Annotated in this window: 20 protein-coding genes; 16 read left to right on the top strand and 4 right to left on the bottom strand. The window is 52.8% G+C overall.

Features of this window, described 5'->3' with window-relative positions:
- The 10 genes from PM3016_RS19075 to PM3016_RS19035 all read left to right on the top strand — a co-directional run bounded on the left by PM3016_RS19075 (position 1) and on the right by PM3016_RS19035 (position 9,917).
- Positions 1 to 1,590 (top strand): extracellular solute-binding protein, encoded by a 1,590-nt coding sequence (locus PM3016_RS19075; protein WP_014370576.1) that lies wholly within the window; start codon positions 1 to 3, stop codon positions 1,588 to 1,590.
- Positions 1,591 to 1,606: 16 nt separating this feature from the next.
- On the top strand, positions 1,607 to 3,184 hold the full coding sequence (locus PM3016_RS19070; protein WP_014370575.1) for a glycoside hydrolase family 43 protein: 1,578 nt from the start codon (positions 1,607 to 1,609) through the stop codon (positions 3,182 to 3,184).
- A gap of 251 nt (positions 3,185 to 3,435) precedes the next feature.
- Positions 3,436 to 4,428: an aldose 1-epimerase gene (locus PM3016_RS19065; RefSeq protein WP_014370574.1), complete on the top strand. Its 993-nt coding sequence runs from the start codon at positions 3,436 to 3,438 to the stop codon at positions 4,426 to 4,428.
- An 86-nt stretch (positions 4,429 to 4,514) separates the two neighbouring features.
- Positions 4,515 to 5,234, top strand: a complete 720-nt coding sequence (locus PM3016_RS39875) for a Gfo/Idh/MocA family protein (protein ID WP_238540242.1) — start codon at positions 4,515 to 4,517, stop codon at positions 5,232 to 5,234.
- Positions 5,120 to 5,650 carry a Gfo/Idh/MocA family oxidoreductase gene (locus tag PM3016_RS39870; protein ID WP_238540615.1) on the top strand — a complete coding sequence of 177 codons (531 nt, stop codon included), beginning with the start codon at positions 5,120 to 5,122 and terminating at the stop codon, positions 5,648 to 5,650. The genes PM3016_RS39875 and PM3016_RS39870 overlap by 115 nt, the downstream gene beginning before the upstream one ends.
- The gene (locus PM3016_RS19055) at positions 5,647 to 6,549 is read left to right on the top strand and encodes a sugar phosphate isomerase/epimerase family protein (protein ID WP_014370571.1); all 903 of its coding nucleotides are present in this window, start codon (positions 5,647 to 5,649) and stop codon (positions 6,547 to 6,549) included. The genes PM3016_RS39870 and PM3016_RS19055 overlap by 4 nt, the downstream gene beginning before the upstream one ends.
- Positions 6,550 to 6,586: 37 nt before the next feature.
- A complete protein-coding gene (locus PM3016_RS19050; RefSeq protein ID WP_014370570.1) occupies positions 6,587 to 7,693 on the top strand; it encodes a fatty acid desaturase family protein in 1,107 nt (368 codons plus the stop codon).
- Positions 7,694 to 7,724: 31 nt separating this feature from the next.
- Positions 7,725 to 8,045: a MocE family 2Fe-2S type ferredoxin gene (locus PM3016_RS19045; RefSeq protein WP_014370569.1), complete on the top strand. Its 321-nt coding sequence runs from the start codon at positions 7,725 to 7,727 to the stop codon at positions 8,043 to 8,045.
- Between the two features lie 14 nt (positions 8,046 to 8,059).
- Positions 8,060 to 9,046 (top strand): aldo/keto reductase, encoded by a 987-nt coding sequence (locus tag PM3016_RS19040; RefSeq protein WP_014370568.1) that lies wholly within the window; start codon positions 8,060 to 8,062, stop codon positions 9,044 to 9,046.
- Positions 9,024 to 9,917 (top strand): creatininase family protein, encoded by an 894-nt coding sequence (locus tag PM3016_RS19035; RefSeq protein WP_014370567.1) that lies wholly within the window; start codon positions 9,024 to 9,026, stop codon positions 9,915 to 9,917. The genes PM3016_RS19040 and PM3016_RS19035 overlap by 23 nt, the downstream gene beginning before the upstream one ends.
- 118 nt (positions 9,918 to 10,035) lie before the next feature.
- Here PM3016_RS19035 and gltC read toward each other — a convergent pair whose 3' ends face one another.
- A complete protein-coding gene (gltC, locus tag PM3016_RS19030; RefSeq protein ID WP_014370566.1) occupies positions 10,036 to 10,941 on the bottom strand; it encodes a glutamate biosynthesis transcriptional regulator GltC in 906 nt (301 codons plus the stop codon).
- A 145-nt stretch (positions 10,942 to 11,086) separates the two neighbouring features.
- On the opposite strand from gltC, the gene gdhA reads away from it, so the two are divergent.
- Both gdhA and PM3016_RS19020 read left to right on the top strand, forming a co-directional pair.
- Positions 11,087 to 12,466, top strand: a complete 1,380-nt coding sequence (gdhA, locus tag PM3016_RS19025; RefSeq protein ID WP_014370565.1) for an NADP-specific glutamate dehydrogenase — start codon at positions 11,087 to 11,089, stop codon at positions 12,464 to 12,466.
- A gap of 113 nt (positions 12,467 to 12,579) precedes the next feature.
- Complete coding sequence (locus PM3016_RS19020) at positions 12,580 to 13,164, top strand: hypothetical protein (RefSeq protein ID WP_013918119.1); 585 nt, start codon at positions 12,580 to 12,582, stop codon at positions 13,162 to 13,164.
- Between the two features lie 103 nt (positions 13,165 to 13,267).
- On the opposite strand, the gene PM3016_RS39865 is transcribed toward PM3016_RS19020, so the two are convergent.
- Together PM3016_RS39865 and PM3016_RS39860 are read right to left on the bottom strand one after the other, a co-directional pair.
- Positions 13,268 to 13,462, bottom strand: a complete 195-nt coding sequence (locus tag PM3016_RS39865; protein ID WP_238540241.1) for a helix-turn-helix domain-containing protein — start codon at positions 13,460 to 13,462, stop codon at positions 13,268 to 13,270.
- A 52-nt stretch (positions 13,463 to 13,514) separates the two neighbouring features.
- On the bottom strand, positions 13,515 to 14,012 hold the full coding sequence (locus PM3016_RS39860) for an AraC family ligand binding domain-containing protein (RefSeq protein ID WP_238540240.1): 498 nt from the start codon (positions 14,010 to 14,012) through the stop codon (positions 13,515 to 13,517).
- Positions 14,013 to 14,311: 299 nt separating this feature from the next.
- Between PM3016_RS39860 and PM3016_RS19010 the strand changes: the two genes are divergently transcribed.
- The 3 genes from PM3016_RS19010 (at position 14,312) to PM3016_RS19000 (ending at position 18,496) form a co-directional block, all read left to right on the top strand.
- Positions 14,312 to 16,348 carry a carbohydrate-binding protein gene (locus tag PM3016_RS19010; RefSeq protein WP_014370563.1) on the top strand — a complete coding sequence of 679 codons (2,037 nt, stop codon included), beginning with the start codon at positions 14,312 to 14,314 and terminating at the stop codon, positions 16,346 to 16,348.
- Between the two features lie 411 nt (positions 16,349 to 16,759).
- Positions 16,760 to 17,617 (top strand): SDR family oxidoreductase, encoded by an 858-nt coding sequence (locus PM3016_RS19005; protein ID WP_014370562.1) that lies wholly within the window; start codon positions 16,760 to 16,762, stop codon positions 17,615 to 17,617.
- A 144-nt stretch (positions 17,618 to 17,761) separates the two neighbouring features.
- Positions 17,762 to 18,496, top strand: a complete 735-nt coding sequence (locus tag PM3016_RS19000) for a suppressor of fused domain protein (RefSeq protein ID WP_014370561.1) — start codon at positions 17,762 to 17,764, stop codon at positions 18,494 to 18,496.
- A 314-nt stretch (positions 18,497 to 18,810) separates the two neighbouring features.
- Here the strand turns inward: PM3016_RS19000 and PM3016_RS18995 are convergent, their stop codons facing one another.
- The gene (locus PM3016_RS18995; RefSeq protein WP_013918113.1) at positions 18,811 to 19,152 is read right to left on the bottom strand and encodes a winged helix-turn-helix transcriptional regulator; all 342 of its coding nucleotides are present in this window, start codon (positions 19,150 to 19,152) and stop codon (positions 18,811 to 18,813) included.
- Positions 19,153 to 19,523: 371 nt separating this feature from the next.
- On the opposite strand from PM3016_RS18995, the gene PM3016_RS18990 reads away from it, so the two are divergent.
- Positions 19,524 to 20,957: an MDR family MFS transporter gene (locus PM3016_RS18990; protein ID WP_013918112.1), complete on the top strand. Its 1,434-nt coding sequence runs from the start codon at positions 19,524 to 19,526 to the stop codon at positions 20,955 to 20,957.
- Positions 20,958 to 21,000: the final 43 nt, after the last annotated feature.

Below are 21,000 nucleotides of genomic sequence, written 5' to 3'. Positions count from 1 at the left end.
ATGTCCAAGTTCCATCGTCCTTCTTCCATGCTGAAGAAAGCGGGGGTCGGTTTCTTATCCGTCACCCTCGCCGTACTGGCCGGCTGCTCGGCTTCCTCATCAGACACCCCATCCGCGGCAGATCCGAAGGCTTCAGGCCAAGCGGCGCCGGGCGGCCCGGTGAAGGCGCGCTGGCTCGTGCAGAGCCATCCGAACGCCCAAATGAACAACGACATGCTGTGGGTCAAGGAGGTTGCGGCCAAAACCAATGTGAATATCGAATGGATCGCCGGTCCCGAGAATCTGGATCAGTACAAAGAGAAGTTCAACTTGACGGTGGTCTCCGGCGACATTCCGGATCTGATGAGCGGCCCTGTCGACATGTTCGTCAAAGGCGGCGAAGCCGGAGCCTTCGAGCCGCTGAACAACTGGATTGACAAAGCGATGCCGAATTTCAAGAAGCTGCTCGAGAGCAACCCGGAATATGCGCGCAACATCAAAACGGACGACGGGAATATCTACTATATTCCCAGCTTCGCGGCGGTGAAGGCCAACAGTGTATTCATCGTGCGCCAGGATTGGCTGGATAAGCTTGGTCTGAAGGCACCGAATACACCGGACGAGATGTATAACGTTCTCCTGGCGTTCAAGGAGAGGGATCCGAACGGCAACGGCAAGCCCGATGAGATTCCCTTCACCACCAGGGGCAAGAAGAAAGGCCTGAACGGATTCATCGAACCCTTCGGCGTCTCCCTGGACGAGGACTTCCTCGTGGAGAACGGGAAGGTTAGTTATACGTATACCGATCCCAGAATGAAGGAAGCACTTGTATATTTGAATAAGCTGTTCAAGGAAAAGCTGATCGACAACGAATACGCCACAAATGACTCGAAGATTTGGGACCAGCGCCTCTCGACCGAGGCATCCGGGATGACCTGGGATGTGTTCGTCCGCGAGGACTACTTCGACAAGACGATCGTGAAGACCAATCCCAAAGGGGATTTCAGCATCTTCCTTCCGCTTCAGACCAAAGACGGGCAGCGCTACACGAAAAGCCAGCAGCTCAGTGTCATCGAGAACACCCGGGGGATCTCTTCGAAAACGCCGCACAAGGAAGCGCTCGCGAAATGGGCGGACTGGTTCTACGGTCCGGAAGGGCACATGACCTATAACTTCGGCATCCTTGGTGAGACGTATACGATGGAGAACAATGAGCCCAAATACACCGACATGATCATGAAGGACCCGAACAATTCGCCGCTGACCAAGATGATGTCGATGGGACGGCATCATTGGCCTGCCGTGAATGACATTCGCTATGAGAACGCGTCCCAGTCGCCGTCGGTCGTTAAGATGAGGGATGAAGTGAGCAAGCTGGTGAAGCCCCGCTTTCCGAAGGAATATGTCTCCTATACACAGGAGGAACGCGATGTGATCAATGCGAAGTTCACGGAGATCAGTACCTTCACGGACGAGATGTTCGATAAGTTTGTCTACGGTGCCGAGCCGATTGATAAATTCGATGAATATGCCGCCAACATCAAGAAGATGGGCGTCGATGAGGTGATCAAGGTGCAGCAGGCGGCTTACGACCGTTATATGAAACGATAACTTGGAGGCGATTTCCATGACGATGATCATGAATCCTGTGCTGCGCGGCTTTAATCCGGATCCGTCAATCTGCCGGGTCGGCGATGATTACTACATCGCGACATCGACCTTCGAGTGGTTTCCGGGCGTACAGATCCATCATTCCAGGGATTTGGTGCACTGGCGGCTGCTGACGCATGCCTTGACGCGCCCATCGCAGCTGGATATGAAGGGCAATGCGGACTCGTGCGGGGTCTGGGCCCCCTGCTTAAGCTACGATAACGGAACCTTCTATCTTCTCTTCACGGATGTCAAAAGCCGGATCGGAGCGTACAAGGATACGCACAATTACCTGGTGACGGCGCAGAACATCGAAGGCCCCTGGTCGGAGCCGGTTTATTTGAACAGCAGCGGGTTCGATCCTTCCTTGTTTCATGATGACGACGGGCGCAAATGGCTTGTGAACATGCTGTGGGACTTCCGCAAAGGGCATAACCGCTTTGCAGGCATTGTCCTTCAAGAGTATGCGGCCGAGGAACAGAGGCTGGTCGGACCCGTCCGGCACATCTTCCGGGGGACCGAGCTGAGATTCACCGAAGGCCCGCACCTCTATAAGCGAAACGGCTATTACTACTTACTGACGGCGGAAGGCGGAACGGAGTACAATCATGCCGTGACGATGGCCCGGTCCAAGAGCATAGAAGGACCTTATGAGGTAGATCCGCAGAACCCGATCCTCACCTCCGCCGGCCGGCCTGAGCTGGCCCTGCAAAAGGCAGGTCACGGCTGTCTCGTCGAGACGCCGGCGGGAGAGTGGTATATGGCGCATCTGTGCGCGCGTCCGGTGAAGGATCACCTCTGTGTCCTGGGCAGGGAGACGGCACTGCAGCGCTGTGAGTGGACGGCGGACGGCTGGCTTCGGCTGGCCTCGGGCGGCCCGGTTCCGGAGGAGACGGTGCAGGCCCCGGGCCTTCCCGAGTCTCCCTTCGAGCCGGAGCCGGAAACGGATGATTTCGACAGCCCGAAGCTGAATGTGCATTGGAGCACGCTGCGCGTACCGGCGGATCCTTCATGGCTCAGCCTGTCGGAGCGGCCCGGATACCTCAGGCTGAAGGGCAGAGAGTCGCTGATCTCGACGCACCGCCAGAGCCTGATTGCCCGAAGGCAGCAGGCATTCCGGTTCGAAGCGGAGACCTGCCTGGAGTATGAGCCCGAGAATTACCTTCAGATGGCGGGGCTCATCCTCTATTACGATACCAAGGATTACGTGTACTTGCGCGTTACACATCACGAAGAGCTTGGCGTATGCTTAGGCATCCTGCAGTCCAGGAATGGCGTCTACGATGAACTCCTGGAGCGGGACATCCCCTGGACCGGGAGGTGCCGATTCCGCTTGAAGGTGGAGGTCAACCGCGAGTTGGCCCAATTCTACTATGGGGAAGAAGACGCCGCCTGGACCCCGGTCGGCGAACCGGTCGATATCACCCACTTGTCCGATGATTTCCCTGAGTATATTCGATTCACCGGGAATTTCGTGGGCCTGTGCGCGCAGGACCTCGGCGGACTTGCCAAGCCTGCGGACTTTGATTATTTTACTTATCGCGAAATAAGGTAAGCTTCACCCAAGCCTGCTGTCCCACCCCCGGGTGTGCTGCAGGCTTATCGTATGGTTATCCACTCCTCCCGCATGGCAGGCGCTGCAGCCTAATCTGCCAAGAGAGGAGGGGGTCTGGTTCATCTCATCTAAGCAGGATACCCCTATATCATTCCCCATACGGCCATGCTATGCTTTTTGCATTGAGAAGAGGCCTCAGCCGGCCGGCTAATGGTAATCAGTCTAGATGAATACGGATAAGGTGGTGTCCTATGAGCCGATATTCCGCCAAGTCAATCCTCAAGGAAGGATACTCCGTTATTGTTCTAAGCGACTCCCAATGGGATGCAGCCGCACAAGTCATCCCGGAGGCAGGCTGCAATCTCTTCCGCTTCGAGAGCGGGGGACATCCCGTTCTTGTGCCTCCGCCAAGCTTGACTGCCCTAAGGAACGAACCCTTTGCCCCTTTCAAATACGGGACCCCGATCTTATTTCCCCCCAACCGCGTAAAGCAGGGACAATTTTCATTTCTCGGACGGCAGTACAGCCTGCCCTTGAACGAACCGCCCTCCAACCATCTCCACGGCGAGCTTTGCTCCAGGGGCTGGGAAGTTCTGGACTATGGGGCCTCGCAGGAGAACGGTGCTTTCGTGACCAGCCGGTTCCGTTTCGGATTGCATCCGGACATCCTGGCTTATTTCCCTCATCCGCTTTCCTTCACCGTCACCTATCGTCTCTATGAGGGGCGCTTAACCATGCAGGCAGCGATTGTGAATGAAGGGGAGGACGAAGCGCCCTTTGCCTTCGGCCTGCATCCTTATTTCTTCGTACCTTTTGACCGTGGAGAGGAGCTGGTGCTGAAGGTTCCGGCGGAGGAGGAATGGCCGGTGACGAAGGAAGCCTTCGTGACGGGCAGGCCGGTAAAGACCAACTTTAGCCGGGCTTTGATTGAATGCGCTTCCATCTCAACCTACCCGGAGCTCGGCTGCACCATGCTGACGTTCGGTGACGGGGCAGAAGACCCGGTTTGCCGGATTCATATGAAGAACCGCGGGTATACGATTGCCTACCAAGTCGACCGTCAATTTCCATTTGTCCTGTTATTCCGTCCGGATTGGGCATCGGCCTTCTCGCTCGAGCCCTACACCAGCGTCACCGATGCATTCAATCTCCCCTATGACCATGAATTGACAGGCGTGAAGGGGATCAAGGCGGGAGAGGAATTGAGGTTCACCACCTGCTTATGGATCGAAACTGCGAAGTAAGGGGGAGGGGATTTGTAAATGAACAAATAGAAAGCGCTTTATTGGTGTCGGGCACTCAGGGAAGGACCATGAAGGAGGATGATCCAGTGGGGACGATAGATCTGCACTTACCGGTCGAGCCGGTCATGCCGAAGCGCAAGGATTATCGAATTGGCTGTATCGGTTCCGGGTTCATTATGCGGGACTGCCATCTCGTGGCATATCGGGATGCAGGATTCAACCCTTACGCCATCAGCTCAAGAACCTTCGACAATGCGAAGGCGGCTGCGGAGCTGAGGCAGATCCCGGTAGTATACCGGACATGGGAGGAACTGATCGGTGATCCGCGGATTGAGATTCTCGATATTGCCATTCCACCGGACCGCCAGCTGGAGGTGGTCAGGCGGGCTGTGAAGCAGGACCACATCAAGGGCATTCTGTGCCAGAAGCCGCTGGCGATGAACGCCCGGGACGCTCATGAAATCGTCGAGCTTTGTGAGGGCGCCGGCATCAAAATCGCCGTCAATTCGAACATGCGGTATGACCAATCGATGCGGGCGCTCAAGACCATACTCGACCGGGGATATCTTGGCGAACCCGTCCTGGCCACGATCGAAATGCGTGCGATTCCCCATTGGCAGGAGTTCCTGCATACCTATTCGCCATCGAAATCCTCAATATGGGAATACATCACATCGATATTTTCCGTTATCTGTTCGGAGATCCGGAGAAAATCACCGCGGTTGCGCGCCGGGACCCCCGGACGCCGTTCCCGCATATTGACGGGATCACGCAGTACACGTTCCACTATGCCAATGAGCTGTTAGCGACCAGCTTGGATGATGTGTGGGCTTGGCCGGGCGAGGGGGCGGAGAAGGATCTGTATATCAAATGGCGCGTGGAAGGACTGGACGGCATGGCTCAAGGAACGATCGGCTGGCCGTCTTATCCCGAACGCACACCAAGTACGCTTGAGTTCACTACAAAGCAGTCCCCGAATCAATGGTACCGGCCTCAGTGGAACGGCGTCTGGTTTCCGGATGCGTTCCAGGGAACGATGGCCCAGCTGCTGCGTGCTGTAGAGACGGACAGTGAGCCGGAGATCGGCGGCCGGGATAACCTGAGATCGCTGGCCCTGGTCGATGCGTGTTACAAGTCCATCGCCGAACAGCGCACGGTTGCTTTGACGGAGATCGAAAGCCAATATTCCGCTTACACTTTTGAAGGGGGCATGCAGCCATGATTTCTGTAGGTATCTTCAACGGGTATTATCCCTATACGCTGGCGGAGACCATCAAGCGAATTCAACGGGACGGGTTCTCGTGCGTTCAACTGGATCTCTCCTTCAAGGACATGGATCTGTCCTTCGAGTCCCTTACGCGGGAGAAGTGTCACACGATCCGGGATGCGTTCAGGGAAGCGAACCTGCCCATCGTCTGCATCTCGGGGTACACCAATATTATTCATCCGGACCCGAAAAAACGGGAACAGAACCTGTCCGGATTGAGAACTCTCTTGAAGCATGCGCGGGATCTAGGAACCCCTTACGTGATCAGCGAGACAGGCACCTACAACACCGAAAGCGATTGGGTGTGGGATGACAAGAACGGCACGGAGGAAGCCTATGAGGAAGTGTGCCGAGAACTGGAGAATCTGGCCAAATTCGCTTATGATCACGGCTCCGTCTTTCTGGTCGAGAACTACGTGAATAACGTAATCGGATCGGTGCAGGCGCTGTCCCGACTATTCTCCGACGTGAATCATCCGGGGCTTGGCCTGCTGATGGATCCTACCAATTATTTTACGGATACGAATATTCATCATGTGGATGAGGAACTGAATCTTATCTTCAATACGCTGGGCGACAAAATCAAGATGGCCCACGCCAAAGACTGCAAGCCTGCCGAAGACACCTCGGAGAAGCACGCCGCCATCGACGCTGTCGAATCCCACACGTTCCGGGGAGCCGGGGCGGTGGAGCTCCCGGCCCCGGGACTCGGGATCCTGAACTACGACCTGTATCTGCAGAGGCTGTCCAGGCTTCATCCGAACATCCCAATCATTATCGAGCATCTGGATGAGCAGGACATCCCGCGGGCGAAGAAATTCCTGGATGACAAACTGAAGCAGAACGGCTGCTAATCCGCCGCACATCCAGCGGGCAAAGGAGGAATCAGGCATGGCTTCGAATCCGCACAAACGAGATTACAGCATTACCGGACCCGAGAATCAGCGCGCGCAGGAGAGAGGACTCGCTACAGCGGAGTGGTATACGAGTCCGATCCCCCGGCAGCGGTTGAAAGAGCTGATGAAGAGAAAGGACGGTCCGGCGATCCGGGATACCTTCATCTGGTTCGGATCCCTTGCCCTCGTAGGGCTAATCGCTTATCAAACCTGGGGCACCTGGTGGGCGGTCCCCGCCTTCCTCGTCTACGGCATCCTGTATGCGACACCGGGCGATTCCAGATGGCATGAGTGCGGACACGGAACCGCATTCAAGACCCCGTGGATGAACGAAGTCATCTACCAGATCGCATCCTTCATGGTTCTCCGGTCGGCAACGCCCTGGAGGTGGAGCCATGCCCGCCACCATACGGACACCATCATCGTAGGCCGCGACCCGGAGATCATAACAGAACGGCCTCCCGTGTGGAAAATCCTGCTCATGCAAATTTTTCATTTGTATGGCGGACCGGTTGAACTCAAACGGGTAATCCTGCATGTGTTCGGCCGGCTCGACAAGCAGGAGAGAGAATACATTCCCGCATCGGAGTACGGGAAGACGTTCTGGGAAGCGCGAGTCTACGCGTTCGTTATCCTTGGCGTGATTGCAGCATGCATCTATACCGGGAGCATCCTGCCCGCGATGTTCATCTTTTTGCCTTCGTTCTACGGGGGCGCAGTAGTCATCCTCTTCGGCATCACACAGCATCTGGGACTGCATGAAGATGTGCTCGACCACCGGCTGAACACCCGCACCGTCTATATGAATCCGATCTTCCGGTTCCTGTACTGGAATATGAACTACCATACGGAGCACCACATGTTCCCGATGGTTCCCTATCACGCGCTGCCCCAGCTTCATCAGGAGATGAAGCATGATTGTCCGGCGGCAAGCCCCAGCCTTTGGGCTGCCCTGAAGGAAGTGGTTGCCGCCCTGATCAAACAAAAGGACAATCCGGCCTATGTGATTGAGCGGCCCCTGCCGGACACGGCCCGTCCGTATGTATACGGGATCCGGCAGGATGGGGATGAAGCAGCCGTAACGAATGGAACCGCAAGTTAACGATATTCAATAGGGAATGGAGGGAAGAATCATGAGCATCGCACAATGGGTCGAAGCCTGCGCTGCGGAAGAGATTGAGGTGGAGGATGTCATCCGCTTCGACTATGGGGACCGGACCTTTGCCATTTACCGGACGGAGAACAGCAAGTACTACGCCTCCGACGGATACTGCACGCACGAACCCGTTCATTTGGCGGACGGTCTCGTGATGGGGGATGTGATTGAGTGCCCGAAGCACAACGGCCGGTTCGACATCCCAACCGGTGCGGCCAAACGCCGGCCCGTCTGCATTGCACTCAAAACGTACCCTGTCAAAATCGAAGAGGGCAAAGTACTTATTCAAATCGATTAGAGGAGACTATCTTCATGAAATCTAATGCGTTCGGACGATCAGGAAAGCAGGTTTCGCGCCTGGGCTTTGGCGCGATGGGATTAGGCGGGGCGTTTGGCCCATATACGGATAACGAATTGGTCCGCTCCGTCCTGCACAGCCTGGAGAATGGCGTGAATTTGATTGACACCGCACGAAATTACGGGGAGTCGGAGAGAATCATCGGCTTGGCCTTGCGCGAATGGAGAGGTGAAGCACCGTTCATTGCTTCCAAGGTTCAATCCAAAGGCCCCGGCAATCTGGGCTGGGGCATGCCCATCCCGGTGGAAACGGCGTATCCCAAAGGCTGGCTGAGGGAAAGTACGGAAATTTCGCTGGGACAGTTAGGGGTAGAATCGATCGATTTGATGCAGCTTCATCAATATTGGCCCCAATGGGATCAGACCGGCTACTGGATGGAGGAACTGCAGCAGCTGAAGCGGGAGGGGAAGATCAAGGCCATCGGGATCTCTTTACCCGACCAGCGCCACGATATTGCCTTGTCCATTATCCAAAGCGGGCAGATCGACGCGGTTCAGACGGTGTTTAACATCTTCGATCCGCTGGCGCTCGACTGCCTCATTCCTATCTGCCAGGAACACCAGGTCGCCGTGATCGCACGCTGTATTTTGGATGAAGGCGGATTAACGGGCTTCCTCAGGGAAGATACCGTGTTTGAACCGGATGATTTCAGAGCATCGTACTTTGATTACATGCCCCGTCAGGTGTATATCGACCGGGTCAACCGGCTGCGTGAAGAATATGTCCCTGCCTATGCGAACAGTCTGGCCGAGCTGGCCATCCGATTCGTGCTGCATCACCCGGGTGTCACGACGGCCATCTCTTCAATGCATATTCCGCAGTACGCGGACGAGAATATAGCCGCAGCGGGTCGTGATCCTTTACCGGGCGAGGTCTTTGAACAGATCCGGCGCCATCACAGATGGGTGAGAAACTTCTATGAAACCAAGTACTGGTGGTAATCCGGCCCCTGGCACCAAGACGCTGTGGTCGGAGCTGCTGCCCTATGAGTTCAAGCAGCGGTTAGCCCAGTGTCCGGTCGTCTATTTGCCGCTCGGTCTGTGTGAGCCTCATGGTCAGGTCAGCGCTTTCGGATTGGACACGATCAAAGCGGAATGGCTATGTCATCAGGCTGCCTGGCAGGCAGGCGGCATTGTCGCTCCGTCCATGGGATACCATATTCATGAATCGGGATATCATGCAGGATGGCTCGAAGAGAACGTCGGAAAAGAGAATCCCCATATGACCGCCGTACCTCCGGCTGTGTTCCTGTCCTTCTTCTTATATCAACTCAGGGCCTTTGTGAATGCGGGGTTTCAAGCCGTTGTCGTGATTACGGGCCACAGCGGAGGAAATCAGGAAGATTTGCGGCAGGCTGCAGACCGTTTCATGGCGTACATTCCGGTCAAGGTGTGGGTGAGAAGTGACCCCGAGTTAGTCCAAGGTATGTATACGGGGGATCATGCAGGCAAATACGAGCTCTCCCAGCTCATGTATATCCGGCCCGATTTGGTGGATATGAAAGCAAGAGGATGGGAGAACGTCCCTTTATCCGGTGGACGTCTGGCCCTGGGAAGCGATGCGGACGAAGCAAGCCCCGAACTCGGAAAAGAGATCATGGAGGCTTGTGTGCAGCGGCTGTGTGCCGAAGTGAATCACATCCAGGCGGCATTGACCCCTGTTGAGCAGCCGAAGATTCCTTATTCGCTGATCGAGAAGATCCGGGGTGAGGTGCTGCGGGGTTCCTCTTCATGGGTTACGGCAAGGCCTTGGCCAGGGCAGAAGCAAGTATCTCCCTATTCCCAGTGGAAGCCGTATGAATATTATGAATAAGACCGTAGAAGGTAACCAACCCAAAAGATCAGCCCACGGGCTGGTCTTTTTGATTTGCAGGAACCCCGAACAGGGGAATACGGGATGACCCCTAGGGAGTACAGAATCATGTCCTCCGCTATCGTCTGGCATACTGGCCTCCTGCAAAAAAATCCGAAAGAAAATTATAAAACAACTGCTCCGTAGGAAGTAATTTGCGCTGCGTTGGACAGAGCACGCCTATCGATCGAGTCACCGGGGGATCGACTATCGGGATTTTCACAGTGGACTGCGGAATGTTATCCACTAAGGTAACCTCGGGCATTAGCGCGGCTCCCAGTCCTGCTGAGACTAACCCCTTCAGCGCATCGATATCATCTCCTTCAAAAGCGATATGCGGGGTAAATCCAAGTTCACCGCATGCCCTCAGAACGATCTCTCGAAACACGGTTCCTTCGGGCAGTGTGACAAAAGGAACATCCTTCAGTTCTCTAAGCCCAATGGTTGATCGTTTGGCCAGCGGATGATGAATCGGCAGCAGGGCGACGATTTGTTCTGTAAATAATATCTTTTGCTTAATCTTTTTCTCTTCTTCCGGTACGGGGGCGATCATGGCCAAGTTAAATTCACCTTGGATCACCCCGTCAATCAAGTCCCGATAAAGAGCCTGTCTCATCTGAAATTTCGCTTCCGGATACCGCTCTCGAAAAGCATAGATGGCCGTTGGCAGTACATGTGCTGCCAGGCTGATTGGAAACGCAATGCGAACCGTACCTTTTTCCGGCTCCAAATATTCCTTTACTTCCCTCTCCGCTTCGTTAATCATGTTCATGGCCTGCTTCACGCGTGCAAGGAATATTTTTCCTATCGGTGTTAATTTTACTCTCCGTCCCTCACGTATGAAGAGATCGACCCCCAATTCACTTTCCAAATTAAAGATCTGTCTGCTCACGGAAGATTGGGCAACGTGCAGGGCATTCGCAGCCTCCGTTACATGCTCTCTTTCGGCAACTTCCATAAAGTATCGCATTTGTCTAATTTCCACTGGATGTTTCCCTCCCTGCTTATGCATAAAACGCATGAACTTCATCGGATTTGAATATTGGAGCGATGAATTATTAAATTATAGAATGAAACCACAATGAAAAAAAGAGTTTAATTTTGCATTCATACAACTGGGGAGTGTATTCATGAAAGTACTAACGGAAGTCGAGCCCATGCACCGTCGTACGGCAGAAGATTATGTCAACCAACTATTTGAAACCGTAATTCAACGCAATCCCAATGAATTGGAGTTTCACCAGGCGGTTAAAGAAGTTTTACACTCCTTAACCCCTGTACTCGACAAAAATCCCAAATACATCGAGCATGCCATCTTGGATCAGCTGGTCGAACCGGACCGGTGTATTTCTTTCCGGGTTCCTTGGGTGGATGACAAGGGAAAAGTAAGGGTGAACCGAGGTTATCGGGTTCAGTTCAGCAATGCGATCGGTCCGTATAAGGGCGGTTTAAGATTCCACCCCTCCGTGAACGCCAGTATCATCAAATTTTTGGGATTTGAACAAATCTTTAAGAATTCGTTAACAGGGCAGCCGATCGGCGGCGGAAAAGGCGGTTCCGATTTTGACCCGAAAGGGAAGTCGGATCTGGAGATTATGCGTTTTTGCCAAAGCTTCATGACGGAGCTGAGAAAATATATCGGTCCGGATATGGATGTTCCCGCAGGCGATATCGGCGTTGGAGCCAAAGAAATCGGCTATATGTTCGGGCAGTATAAAAAGCTGGCCGGCGCCTACGAAGCGGGTGTATTAACCGGAAAAGGGATCGGTTACGGAGGGAGCCTCGGCCGCAAAGAGGCAACCGGATATGGCGCGGTATATTTTGTGGAACACATGTTGAATGACCGGAATTTGAGCTTTCATGGCAGCACCGTTGTTGTATCCGGTTCAGGGAACGTCTCCATCTATGCCATGGAAAAAGCGATGCAGCTAGGTGCCAAAGTGGTTGCATGCAGTGATTCCGGCGGCTTTATTTATCATAAGGACGGTATCGATCTTTCTACCATCAAACGGCTAAAGGAAGTAGAAAACAAGAGATGCCGTGATTATGTGCTGGAACACCCGGATGCCATCTATACGGAAGGCTGCTCGGGGATCTGGACCCTTCCGTGCGACATCGCTTTGCCGTGCGCCACACAAAATGAAATCGACAAAGCCTCCGCCGAGCTGCTTGTTCGCAATGGGGTAAAGGCCGTAGGAGAAGGGGCGAACATGCCTTCCACCTTAGAAGCCATCGATATCTTCCTGGAAAATAAAGTACTCTTCGCCCCTGCCAAAGCGGCAAACGCGGGCGGTGTGTCGGTCTCCGCCTTGGAGATGGCCCAAAACAGCGCAAGACTGTCTTGGACGATGGAAGAAGTGGATGCTAGACTGCAAACGATCATGAATAATATTTATCGGGAAAGCATGAAAGCTTCTGAAGAATACGGAGTTCCGGGCAATCTGGTCATCGGCGCCAACATTGCGGGATTTGTGAGAGTCGCTGAGGCGATGATAGCCCAAGGGGTTTAACACGCAGCCTTTTCTTCACAGGAACCCCGAATAGGGCAGTCCAAGCAGATCCTCCCCTGCGCTCATATGCTGTTCTTAGATACGTCTTGGCACGATTCGGGAGGATGATCGCTATGACGAAGAACAGTATAGGCAAACGCAAGAATGGATTTGTCCCTGTCCGGGTGCTTCAGCGGACAGCAGCAATCATGCTGCCTTTCTACAGGGCCATTGCGAAGAATGGAGCCTTCGCCAGGCAGTGGAGCAGGGCTGTCGTGGCGACTGACCTCATTGCGATGGGCAGACTCCTGAAGTCAGTTTCTCCGAGAACCAGCGGATTGCCTCTGGGTACCAACGGGATCGGATATTTCGTGGCCTTTCCGACAGGGAATTTCAGATTGGAGCTGGCGGCTGGAGTTACCATTCCACCTGGAACGGCTCAGTTTATCTTTGAGGCGCGGGCACACCGGGCCGTTGCCCGGGCGATCCTGCCTCTGTACATCCAATTGGCCCGTAACACCTGCTTCGCAGCGGCCTTCAGCAAAGCCGTGGGAAGAGAAGATCGGAGAGCGGTGAACCGGATGGTCCGTTCACTGGTTCGCACTCCGGCACTGGTTTCTGTGGATGTCGGTGTAGAGCAGGGAGGCATAGCACTTAACTTTAAGTTTCCATTCTCGAGGTTCGTGTACCGGAATTTGCTGTTCCTTCAAACGCCATGATGCGGTAAGCAATGGGTTCTAGGAGCTGTACAAGAGAGACTGCCCTTGTGTTGTACAAGGACAGTCTTCTTTTGGTATGGGCAGAAAATTCCAGGGGCCTCAGTTATTTAGATTGGCGAACATGGTTCCTGTACTCCCTCGGGGACATCCCGTATTTGGCATGGAACACGCGGTTGAACGTGCGCTGGCTGTCAAACCCGGCACTGCTGCTGACCGCCGATAAGGCCGCATCCGTTGTACGTATCAGCTTGGCAGCGTATTCAGCGCGAAGCAGTCCGAGGTACTGCCTGAAATTCATTTTGATTCGGTCCGAGAAAATGTGCGAGATGTAGTATTTGCTGACACAGAGTTCAGCCGCGAAGAGAATCGAGCGTAATCGGCTCCGTAAAATGATCGGCTACATACTCTATCATTTTTTTCGACATATCCGGGACGGGAATCCGTTTCCGCTGCCTCAGCTCCATATGGGGAAGAAGATGGGACATGATGACATAGATCCAGCCCAGCTTTACGGCAAACGCATCTTTCTTTTTGATATGCTTAAGCGCATACACAGCCTCTTCGGGAATCTTTTCATTTGGCAAGTAAGGCGTGAGGGGCTGGAATTTTTCGAAGTCCGGAAACACGCCTCCAAGCAGCTGCGGGTTGCATAGAATCAGGACCGCATCAGCGGGCTGTTCCCCCTGCTTATAGTAACGATGGACCATATCCGGGAAGATGATAGCCCCTTCGCCTGCATGGACTGCGTATGCCTTCCCTTCAATCTCCAGGTATTGGACACCCGAGAACACATAGAGGATTTCGATATTCCGGTGCAAATGTGCAGGAAACGTCAGCTGTCTTGCCACCAAATGAAATACTCTCAAATCTTTCGCTTGGACCTCGTAGAACGGTAACATGACGACCCCACCCAGTGCAATTTTTGGCTGATTTCAAATGCTTTCTGTCTAAATACATAGCATGCGCTATGGTATAATTCAAGTAAATAATTCCTCGTTTCCCGTACATGCTCATGAGATGAAACATATCGTACAGGGGGATTTGGAAGCGTTTTATTGAAACGTTTTTATAAGAGGGGGGAACCATAATAAATTTCGGACATCATCGTTCGATTAAGCGTGTAACCAATCCGGGGAGGCATGTACTCATGAAGAGAAAAGTGATAAGCGGTTTGGTGGCCGGCAGTCTGTTGGTCACTCCTACTTTCATTGATACAGGCAGCAAGGCAGAGGCAGCCGTGATTCAATCCATACCGAATACGACGAAGGTTGAGAAAAGCTACGAAAGCGGCTTTTTATCCGTTCCCGGCTATGCCTCTTTAGGCGTAAAAGATAGAAGCAGTTACATAGGAACGCCATATTATCGTACCGTCAGTAACGGGAGAGAGTTTCTGCAGGCCATCCTGGATGCGGGCAGCGGGACGGTCAAAGTCATCGAAGTGAAGGAAGATATTAACCTGGGCTGGACGGAATTGGCTCTGGATTCAACCGAAAGATCCAAATACAGTTTTGTCTCCAGATATCCGAACCCGTCCAACGGATTCACCAATCCGCTGCTGATCGCCTCCGGCGTATCCAAAGTCAATATCTCCAATGTGGACGGACTGACCATTTTCTCCACATCAGGCAAAACCATCCGGCACGCCGAAATCAAACTGCAGGCTTCCGCCAACGATATTGTCATCCGAAATCTCAAATTCGATGAAATGTGGCAGTGGGATGACTCCGGGCAGCATAAGGAGGTAGGCTGGTCCTATATCAAGGTAAACGGCGCGAACAACGTATGGATCGACCACTGCAAGTTCACTATCGCAGCAGACGGCATGATTGACATGGAGAATGGCGCGTCGAACGTGACGCTCTCCTGGAATGAGTTCGGCTTGGCGGCAGAGACCGAGCCGTCCGTCACCAGCTCCGTTTACCAGTCCATCAGCTTTATGGAGCAAAAATATGCGGCAGGTACGCTGAACCCTTCAAGCAGCGTGTATTATAAAATGCGTAACGAAGGCGCTACGCCGAACCAGATTATGGCTTATGCGGCCTATCACTCCAAAGTTCATCTGGCAGGCTCCGGCGATAAGGATTATACGAACTACATCAGTCCGGCCGGCGTCGAAGTGAAGGATGGCAATCAAAGAATCCGGCTGACCATGGCGTACAACAGCTATACGAATGTGGGACAACGTTTGCCTATGATTCGCCAGGGCACGGGGCACATCTATAACAATTATTTTGATAATTCGACGCATCAGCATGCCATCGATAGTGTCGCCGCGATCTCCAAATACGGCGGAGACAAATTATCACGCGGGATCAATGCAAGAAACGGGGCTTCGATCGCAGGAGATACCAACGTATATAATGCGTTCAATGAACCCATCATCGGTGCGGAACGACAAGGCGATGATACAGGGAATATGAGTCTGCCTTTCAGCGAGCTGTTCAAAGATGCGAAGAATCACAGTTTACTTGTCAATTCCAAAGTAACCAACAGCAGCGGGACCTACATTGGCAGCAGCTGGGACAACAATGGTGTGAATGCGTTTACCAAGGGATTCACATGGTATGACAAATCCACCATCGGGAAGTGGGCATGGTCTTCACACATCGACGGGGTAGAAAATATGAGCAAAACGAACCCGCCCAGCACACCGTTTACCTTTACATACGGGTATAACGAGAAATTGCCGTATGCGTATAAAACCGTTCCTTTAGCCAGCGTAGTACCCACCGTCAAAAAATACGCCGGCGTCACCAAATTGAATTTCAGTGCCGCAGACTGGTTAAGGACAAACTACATTGATGCGTATTCGACGATTCAGGCGGAAAGTCACAGCAGCATGTCGGGTGTCGCCATCCAGACCGGTTCGGCGGGCAGCCCGTTCGTTGGAGATATTCAGAATGGGGATTATATCGTATTTCAGAACGTACACTTTGGAAGCAGTACGCCCAAGCTGTTGGAGGCAAGGGTTGCGCCTGAAGCGGGAGGCAGCATGGAAGTCCGGCTTGACAGCCTGACCGGACCTTTGGCCGGAACCTGCAAGGTGTCGGATACCGACAGCAGTCAGACTTGGGAAACGAAATCGTGCTCTGTCAGCGGTGTCTCCGTTACGAATGACGTCTATCTGAAGTTTACAGGATCCAGCGGATCTTTATTCAACATCGATTGGTTCAAGTTTAAATAAGGAAGGAAAGCCGCGGGAATCGCGGCTTTTTTTCATGGATACGTACAGGAAAATACAGTTATTAGAAAAGAGCACGGTTGACATCCGCTTGGACGATTGGTATGATTTTCCTAATCTACATCGAATGGAGGGTTACGTGTGATTGATTCTTCCCGATAAAAGTAAACCATGCAGCATACTGGTTTCTTTTTTTATTCTGCCTGTTAGCGGAGTAATCGGGAGAGGTCTGTCCATGTGACGTTCCATGAGGATAAGCGGAAAACTAACTTTCTCCAGTGCATTGCAGGATGCAGGAGTTGGTTTCTTTAGGTCTGCTTCTAAAGAACTCATAGGGCTTTACTTCCGATTACGTTAAGCACAGGCTGCCACAGGTCTGTGTTTTTTTATTTTTTCCTGAGAGGAAGTGCTGTTATGACAACAAAGAGAAAGCGCGTTTGGTTCATTACCGGGGCAAGCAAAGGACTTGGATATGCCTACACCCGTGCAGCCTTGGAGGCAGGGGATCAGGTGGTGGCCGTCGCGAGAGCCATCAGCCCTCTGGACCCGTTGAAAGACCAATATCCAGACTCCTTACTGCCATTGATGCTGGATGTAAGGAATAGAGAATCTGTTTTTGCAGTAATCCAAGCGGCGAAAGAACATTTTGGGCGGCTGGATATCGTCGTCAATAACGCAGGTACCATGACTTTAGGGATGGTTGAAGAACTGAGCGAAAGCGATGCCAGAGACCTGATGGAAACCAACTTTTTTGGTGCTCTCTGGGTCAGTCAGGCGGTAATGCCCCACCTGCGGGAACAGGGTTCAGGGCACATTATACAGATCTCGAGCATCGGCGCATTGGTATCCGGTCCAATGAGCGGGATGTACAGTGCGAGTAAGTTTGCGCTGGAAGGATTGAGTGAGGCCTTAGCAAGGGAGGCCGCTTCCTTCGGCATCAAGCTTACCATGGTAGAACCCGGGGGATATTGGACGGAGATGTACAACGCTTTGCGTTTAAGTCATCCGATTGAGGCTTACGGACCTCTCAGAGAAGAATTGGCTAAGCAATATGCGGAGGGCTCGGTAGACAGCGATCCGCAATTAGCAGCACAAGCTCTTATGAAGCTGGTCGACAGCGAAGATCCTCCTTTACGACTGATCCTTGGCAGTATGGTATTCGATGCAGCCATTCACAGCTACGAAGAGCGCATAGCGACCTGGAAGTCATGGGAACCCGTAAGCCGTGCTGCTGAAAAAGGAATTCCCGCTCCTGAAGGGTATGGGGAATAGGGGAAGCGCGGTGGAGCTTAGCAATTCGAAAGTCGTTTCACTAATTTTTGGAACATTCTGCACCGATATAAGAAAAAGCATCGTTTCTTTCCCAATGACACGAGACTTGATAAGCTGATTTCATCTATCACTAAGGAGGCTGCCATGAGCAACCAAGAAGTATCTCCATCCGGCATTCCCATCTACCATCACGAAGCGAAAGAACGGGATATCGATTTCGCAGTCGGTGACGAGGCAGCCATCCAGCGCATCACCACGCATGTAGAGCAGCATATCGGACCAGTCACGAACGTGTTCCATGAGCTGGTTTCGGATCGGGTTCACCTCGATATTTTGCTCGTACCGCCGACACCGCGGCGCAATTACTACACGCTCGTCACCTGTGGTATGAGCAATCTGCCGATGACGGTTCCCGAAGGCGCAGAGAACTTTCGCTACGCGGAGCTCATGCTGTGTCTGCCGCCTTCGTGGGCGGTGACGGAAGAGGCGTTCCGCAAGGAGGAGCACTATTGGCCGGTCCGCATGCTGAAGACGCTTGCCCGCCTTCCCCATGACTACGGCACTTGGCTCTACCATGCCCACACGATTCCAAACGGCGATCCGGCCCAGCCGTACGCCCGCAGCACGAAGCTGGCCTGCATGCTCGTCGAGCTGCCGACGATAGTGGACGACCCGCACGCCTTCTTCACTCTCAACATGGAGCCCGGCAAGGCCGTGCATTTCTTCACCTTGATTCCGCTCTACGCCGAAGAGATGAATCTGAAGCTGACCCAGGGCACGGAGGCGCTGCTGGAGAAGCTGGCTCAAGCGGGTGTCAACGAACTCGTGCAGCCCGACCGGAAGAACGTCGCCAAGAAAAAGTGGTTCGGCCTTTTCTGATTGGCACCGCACGCAAGGCCGGCTGCTCTAAGATGTGATGAAAGAAGCCCCTTAATCATATGGATCATATGATTAGAGGCTTCTTTTATTTACCTGGGCAGCTGCACATCCGATGAGAATGGCAAACATGAGATCGGTTTTCCATTTTGTTTTTGAAAACAAGCTGAAAACTCTAAACAAAATGAAAGCGATAAACGTGATGATAACCCAATAGTAGACCAAGACTATAAACTCCCTCTGATAAAGTGTGCCTGTATGTTCTTTTCTATGAGAACACGCAGCATTTGGCTTTTTGCCAGCAGAGAGAAAAGAATTTACTGATTTTGGTTTTTGGCGCCCCATTCACATAACTCTTCCAGAACGGGTAGTAAGGTTTCCGCTTTTTCTGTGAGACTGTACTCCACTTTAGGGGGAACTTGGGGATACTCTTGCCGCTTCACCATCCCATCCGCTTCCAATTCTTTCAGATGGGAACTCAATGTTTTATAAGTAATCGCTCCGATCTGTCTTTTCAGATCATTAAAGCGAACCGTCCGGTTTTCGGCGAGGAGGTAAATAATGATCATTTTCCACTTGCCGCCGATGACCGATAACGTATAACCAAAGGGCGTATCTTGAATATGCTTCACTTTACCTTTATAGTCAGCCATACCCATACTATTTCACACGATCCTTTCAGAAGTATCTATTTTTTTATCTTCAACCTTGCATTTCACCATATCATGCTTCTCCCGCGGGAACAATGCAAATACCAAATCAGGAAAGTCCTGAACGGCATTAGGATTGAACTATGATCCGTTTCATTATAGAATTACACTCACGCACTTTGATGTTTGCGGGGGTGTATTTTTTTGTAGCCGTTTAGGGATTGTTTTATTTTACATAATATTTACTAACCGCAAATCCATCATTTCGTTTACAATAAATGCTGCAGTCCGCTATGGAAAGGTCACCTGGCAGCTGGCACGTTACGTGTTACTGGGTTTAACATATATAATATGAAAAGCATGGGAAGTGAAATGGAGTAATGAAAGTATACAATACGCGTGCCATCATGGCGTCATTGCTTATCTGCGGTTTCGTCGGCATGTTCAGCGAAACGGCACTGAATATTGCAATCAGCAACTTAATGAAAGTGTTCCAGATTTCGGCGGCGACCGCACAATGGCTGACAACGGGGTTTCTGCTGACGCTTGGCATCTTAATGCCGATGACCGGGTGGCTGCTGCAGAGATTCACGACAAGGCAGTTGTTTATCGCTTCGCTCGCAAGTTCGATTGTAGGCACATTGATTGCGGCACTCGCATTCAATTTCGAGATGTTAATGTTCGCGCGCGTGCTGCAGGCGGTAGGCATGGGGCTGCTAATTCCTCTGATGTTTAATACGATTCTGGTCGTATATCCGCCTGAACAGCGCGGCGCGGCGATGGGCTTCGTCGGACTCGTCATCATGTTTGCTCCGGCGACCGGGCCGACCGTGGCGGGTCTCTTGATCGAATATTTTACGTGGCACTATATCTTCTGGTTGTCGCTGCCCTTCTTGATTATCGGGCTGCTGGTAGGGCTGAAGTATTTGGATAACGTGACCGAGGTCGCCAAGCCACAGCTCGATCTTCTCTCTGTCTTCCTGTCCACGATTGGGTTCGGCGGAGTCGTCTTTGGATTCAGCAGTGCGGGGGAAGGCGGGGGAGGATGGGGCAGTACGGTCGTCCTGGCTTCGATAGGCATCGGGCTGCTGGCCCTCATCTTCTTCGCGCTCCGGCAGCATGTGATGCGCGATCCGATGATGAACTTGCGAGTCTTCAAATATCCGATGTATATCGTCGGACTGTTTATGGTGCTCACTTGCATGATGATCATCCTGTCGAGCATGATTATTCTGCCTATGTTCCTTCAGAATGGCAGGGGCCTCTCTGCGTTCGGCGCCGGACTTATGCTGCTGCCGGGCAGTGCGCTGAACGGGATTCTGTCCCCGCGGATGGGGCGTTTGTTCGACAAGTACGGACCGAGGTGGCTCGTCATTCCCGGCCTCATCCTCGTTGCGGTAACCCTATGGTTTTTCTCCGGAATTACTCCCGCGTCTTCGGTTGCTTTTATGGTCACGCTGCACATCGGGCTCATGGTGGGCATCTCGATGGTGTGGATGCCTTCGCAGACGAATGGCCTGAACCAGCTGCCGCCGGAACTGTATCCGCACGGCACGGCCATTATGAATACGCTGCAGCAGGTCGCAGGGGCGATCGGTACGGCGGTGGCGATCAGTATTCTTACGAGCGGCATGGAAGGGTACCTGCACAACTCCAAAGCACCGACGCAGCAGACTGAAGTGGCGAACGCACTCACATTGGGATCCCAAAATGTGTTTGTCTTTGCGATGACCGTCACCCTGATCGGACTGGCCATGGCGTTCTTCATTCGCCGCGTCATCGTCAAGCGGGAAGTTTTGCATTCTTCGCATTAAACGCAGCCTGTACCGTTCGATCCCTCCGAACACGACAGCGGTC

The organism is Paenibacillus mucilaginosus 3016 (assembly GCF_000250655.1).
Taxonomy (GTDB): domain Bacteria; phylum Bacillota; class Bacilli; order Paenibacillales; family NBRC-103111; genus Paenibacillus_G; species Paenibacillus_G mucilaginosus.
The sequence above is the reverse complement of the archived record's forward strand: the minus strand, read 5'-3'. Positions and strand labels throughout refer to the sequence as shown.

What these genes read in the sequence shown, in the direction of transcription:
- PM3016_RS19010 (WP_014370563.1), top strand. Translation starts at nt 14,312, where the DNA reads ATGAAGAGAAAAGTGATAAGCGGTTTGGTGGCCGGCAGTCTGTTGGTC.
- PM3016_RS19000 (WP_014370561.1), top strand. Translation starts at nt 17,762, where the DNA reads ATGAGCAACCAAGAAGTATCTCCATCCGGCATTCCCATCTACCATCAC.
- PM3016_RS19050 (WP_014370570.1), top strand. Translation starts at nt 6,587, where the DNA reads ATGGCTTCGAATCCGCACAAACGAGATTACAGCATTACCGGACCCGAG.
- PM3016_RS19005 (WP_014370562.1), top strand. Translation starts at nt 16,760, where the DNA reads ATGACAACAAAGAGAAAGCGCGTTTGGTTCATTACCGGGGCAAGCAAA.
- PM3016_RS19035 (WP_014370567.1), top strand. Translation starts at nt 9,024, where the DNA reads ATGAAACCAAGTACTGGTGGTAATCCGGCCCCTGGCACCAAGACGCTG.
- PM3016_RS19070 (WP_014370575.1), top strand. Translation starts at nt 1,607, where the DNA reads ATGACGATGATCATGAATCCTGTGCTGCGCGGCTTTAATCCGGATCCG.
- PM3016_RS19020 (WP_013918119.1), top strand. Translation starts at nt 12,580, where the DNA reads ATGACGAAGAACAGTATAGGCAAACGCAAGAATGGATTTGTCCCTGTC.
- PM3016_RS19065 (WP_014370574.1), top strand. Translation starts at nt 3,436, where the DNA reads ATGAGCCGATATTCCGCCAAGTCAATCCTCAAGGAAGGATACTCCGTT.
- PM3016_RS39865 (WP_238540241.1), bottom strand. Translation starts at nt 13,462, where the DNA reads ATGAATTTCAGGCAGTACCTCGGACTGCTTCGCGCTGAATACGCTGCC.
- gdhA (WP_014370565.1), top strand. Translation starts at nt 11,087, where the DNA reads ATGAAAGTACTAACGGAAGTCGAGCCCATGCACCGTCGTACGGCAGAA.
- PM3016_RS19040 (WP_014370568.1), top strand. Translation starts at nt 8,060, where the DNA reads ATGAAATCTAATGCGTTCGGACGATCAGGAAAGCAGGTTTCGCGCCTG.
- PM3016_RS18995 (WP_013918113.1), bottom strand. Translation starts at nt 19,152, where the DNA reads ATGGGTATGGCTGACTATAAAGGTAAAGTGAAGCATATTCAAGATACG.
- PM3016_RS19045 (WP_014370569.1), top strand. Translation starts at nt 7,725, where the DNA reads ATGAGCATCGCACAATGGGTCGAAGCCTGCGCTGCGGAAGAGATTGAG.
- PM3016_RS19055 (WP_014370571.1), top strand. Translation starts at nt 5,647, where the DNA reads ATGATTTCTGTAGGTATCTTCAACGGGTATTATCCCTATACGCTGGCG.
- PM3016_RS18990 (WP_013918112.1), top strand. Translation starts at nt 19,524, where the DNA reads ATGAAAGTATACAATACGCGTGCCATCATGGCGTCATTGCTTATCTGC.
- PM3016_RS19075 (WP_014370576.1), top strand. Translation starts at nt 1, where the DNA reads ATGTCCAAGTTCCATCGTCCTTCTTCCATGCTGAAGAAAGCGGGGGTC.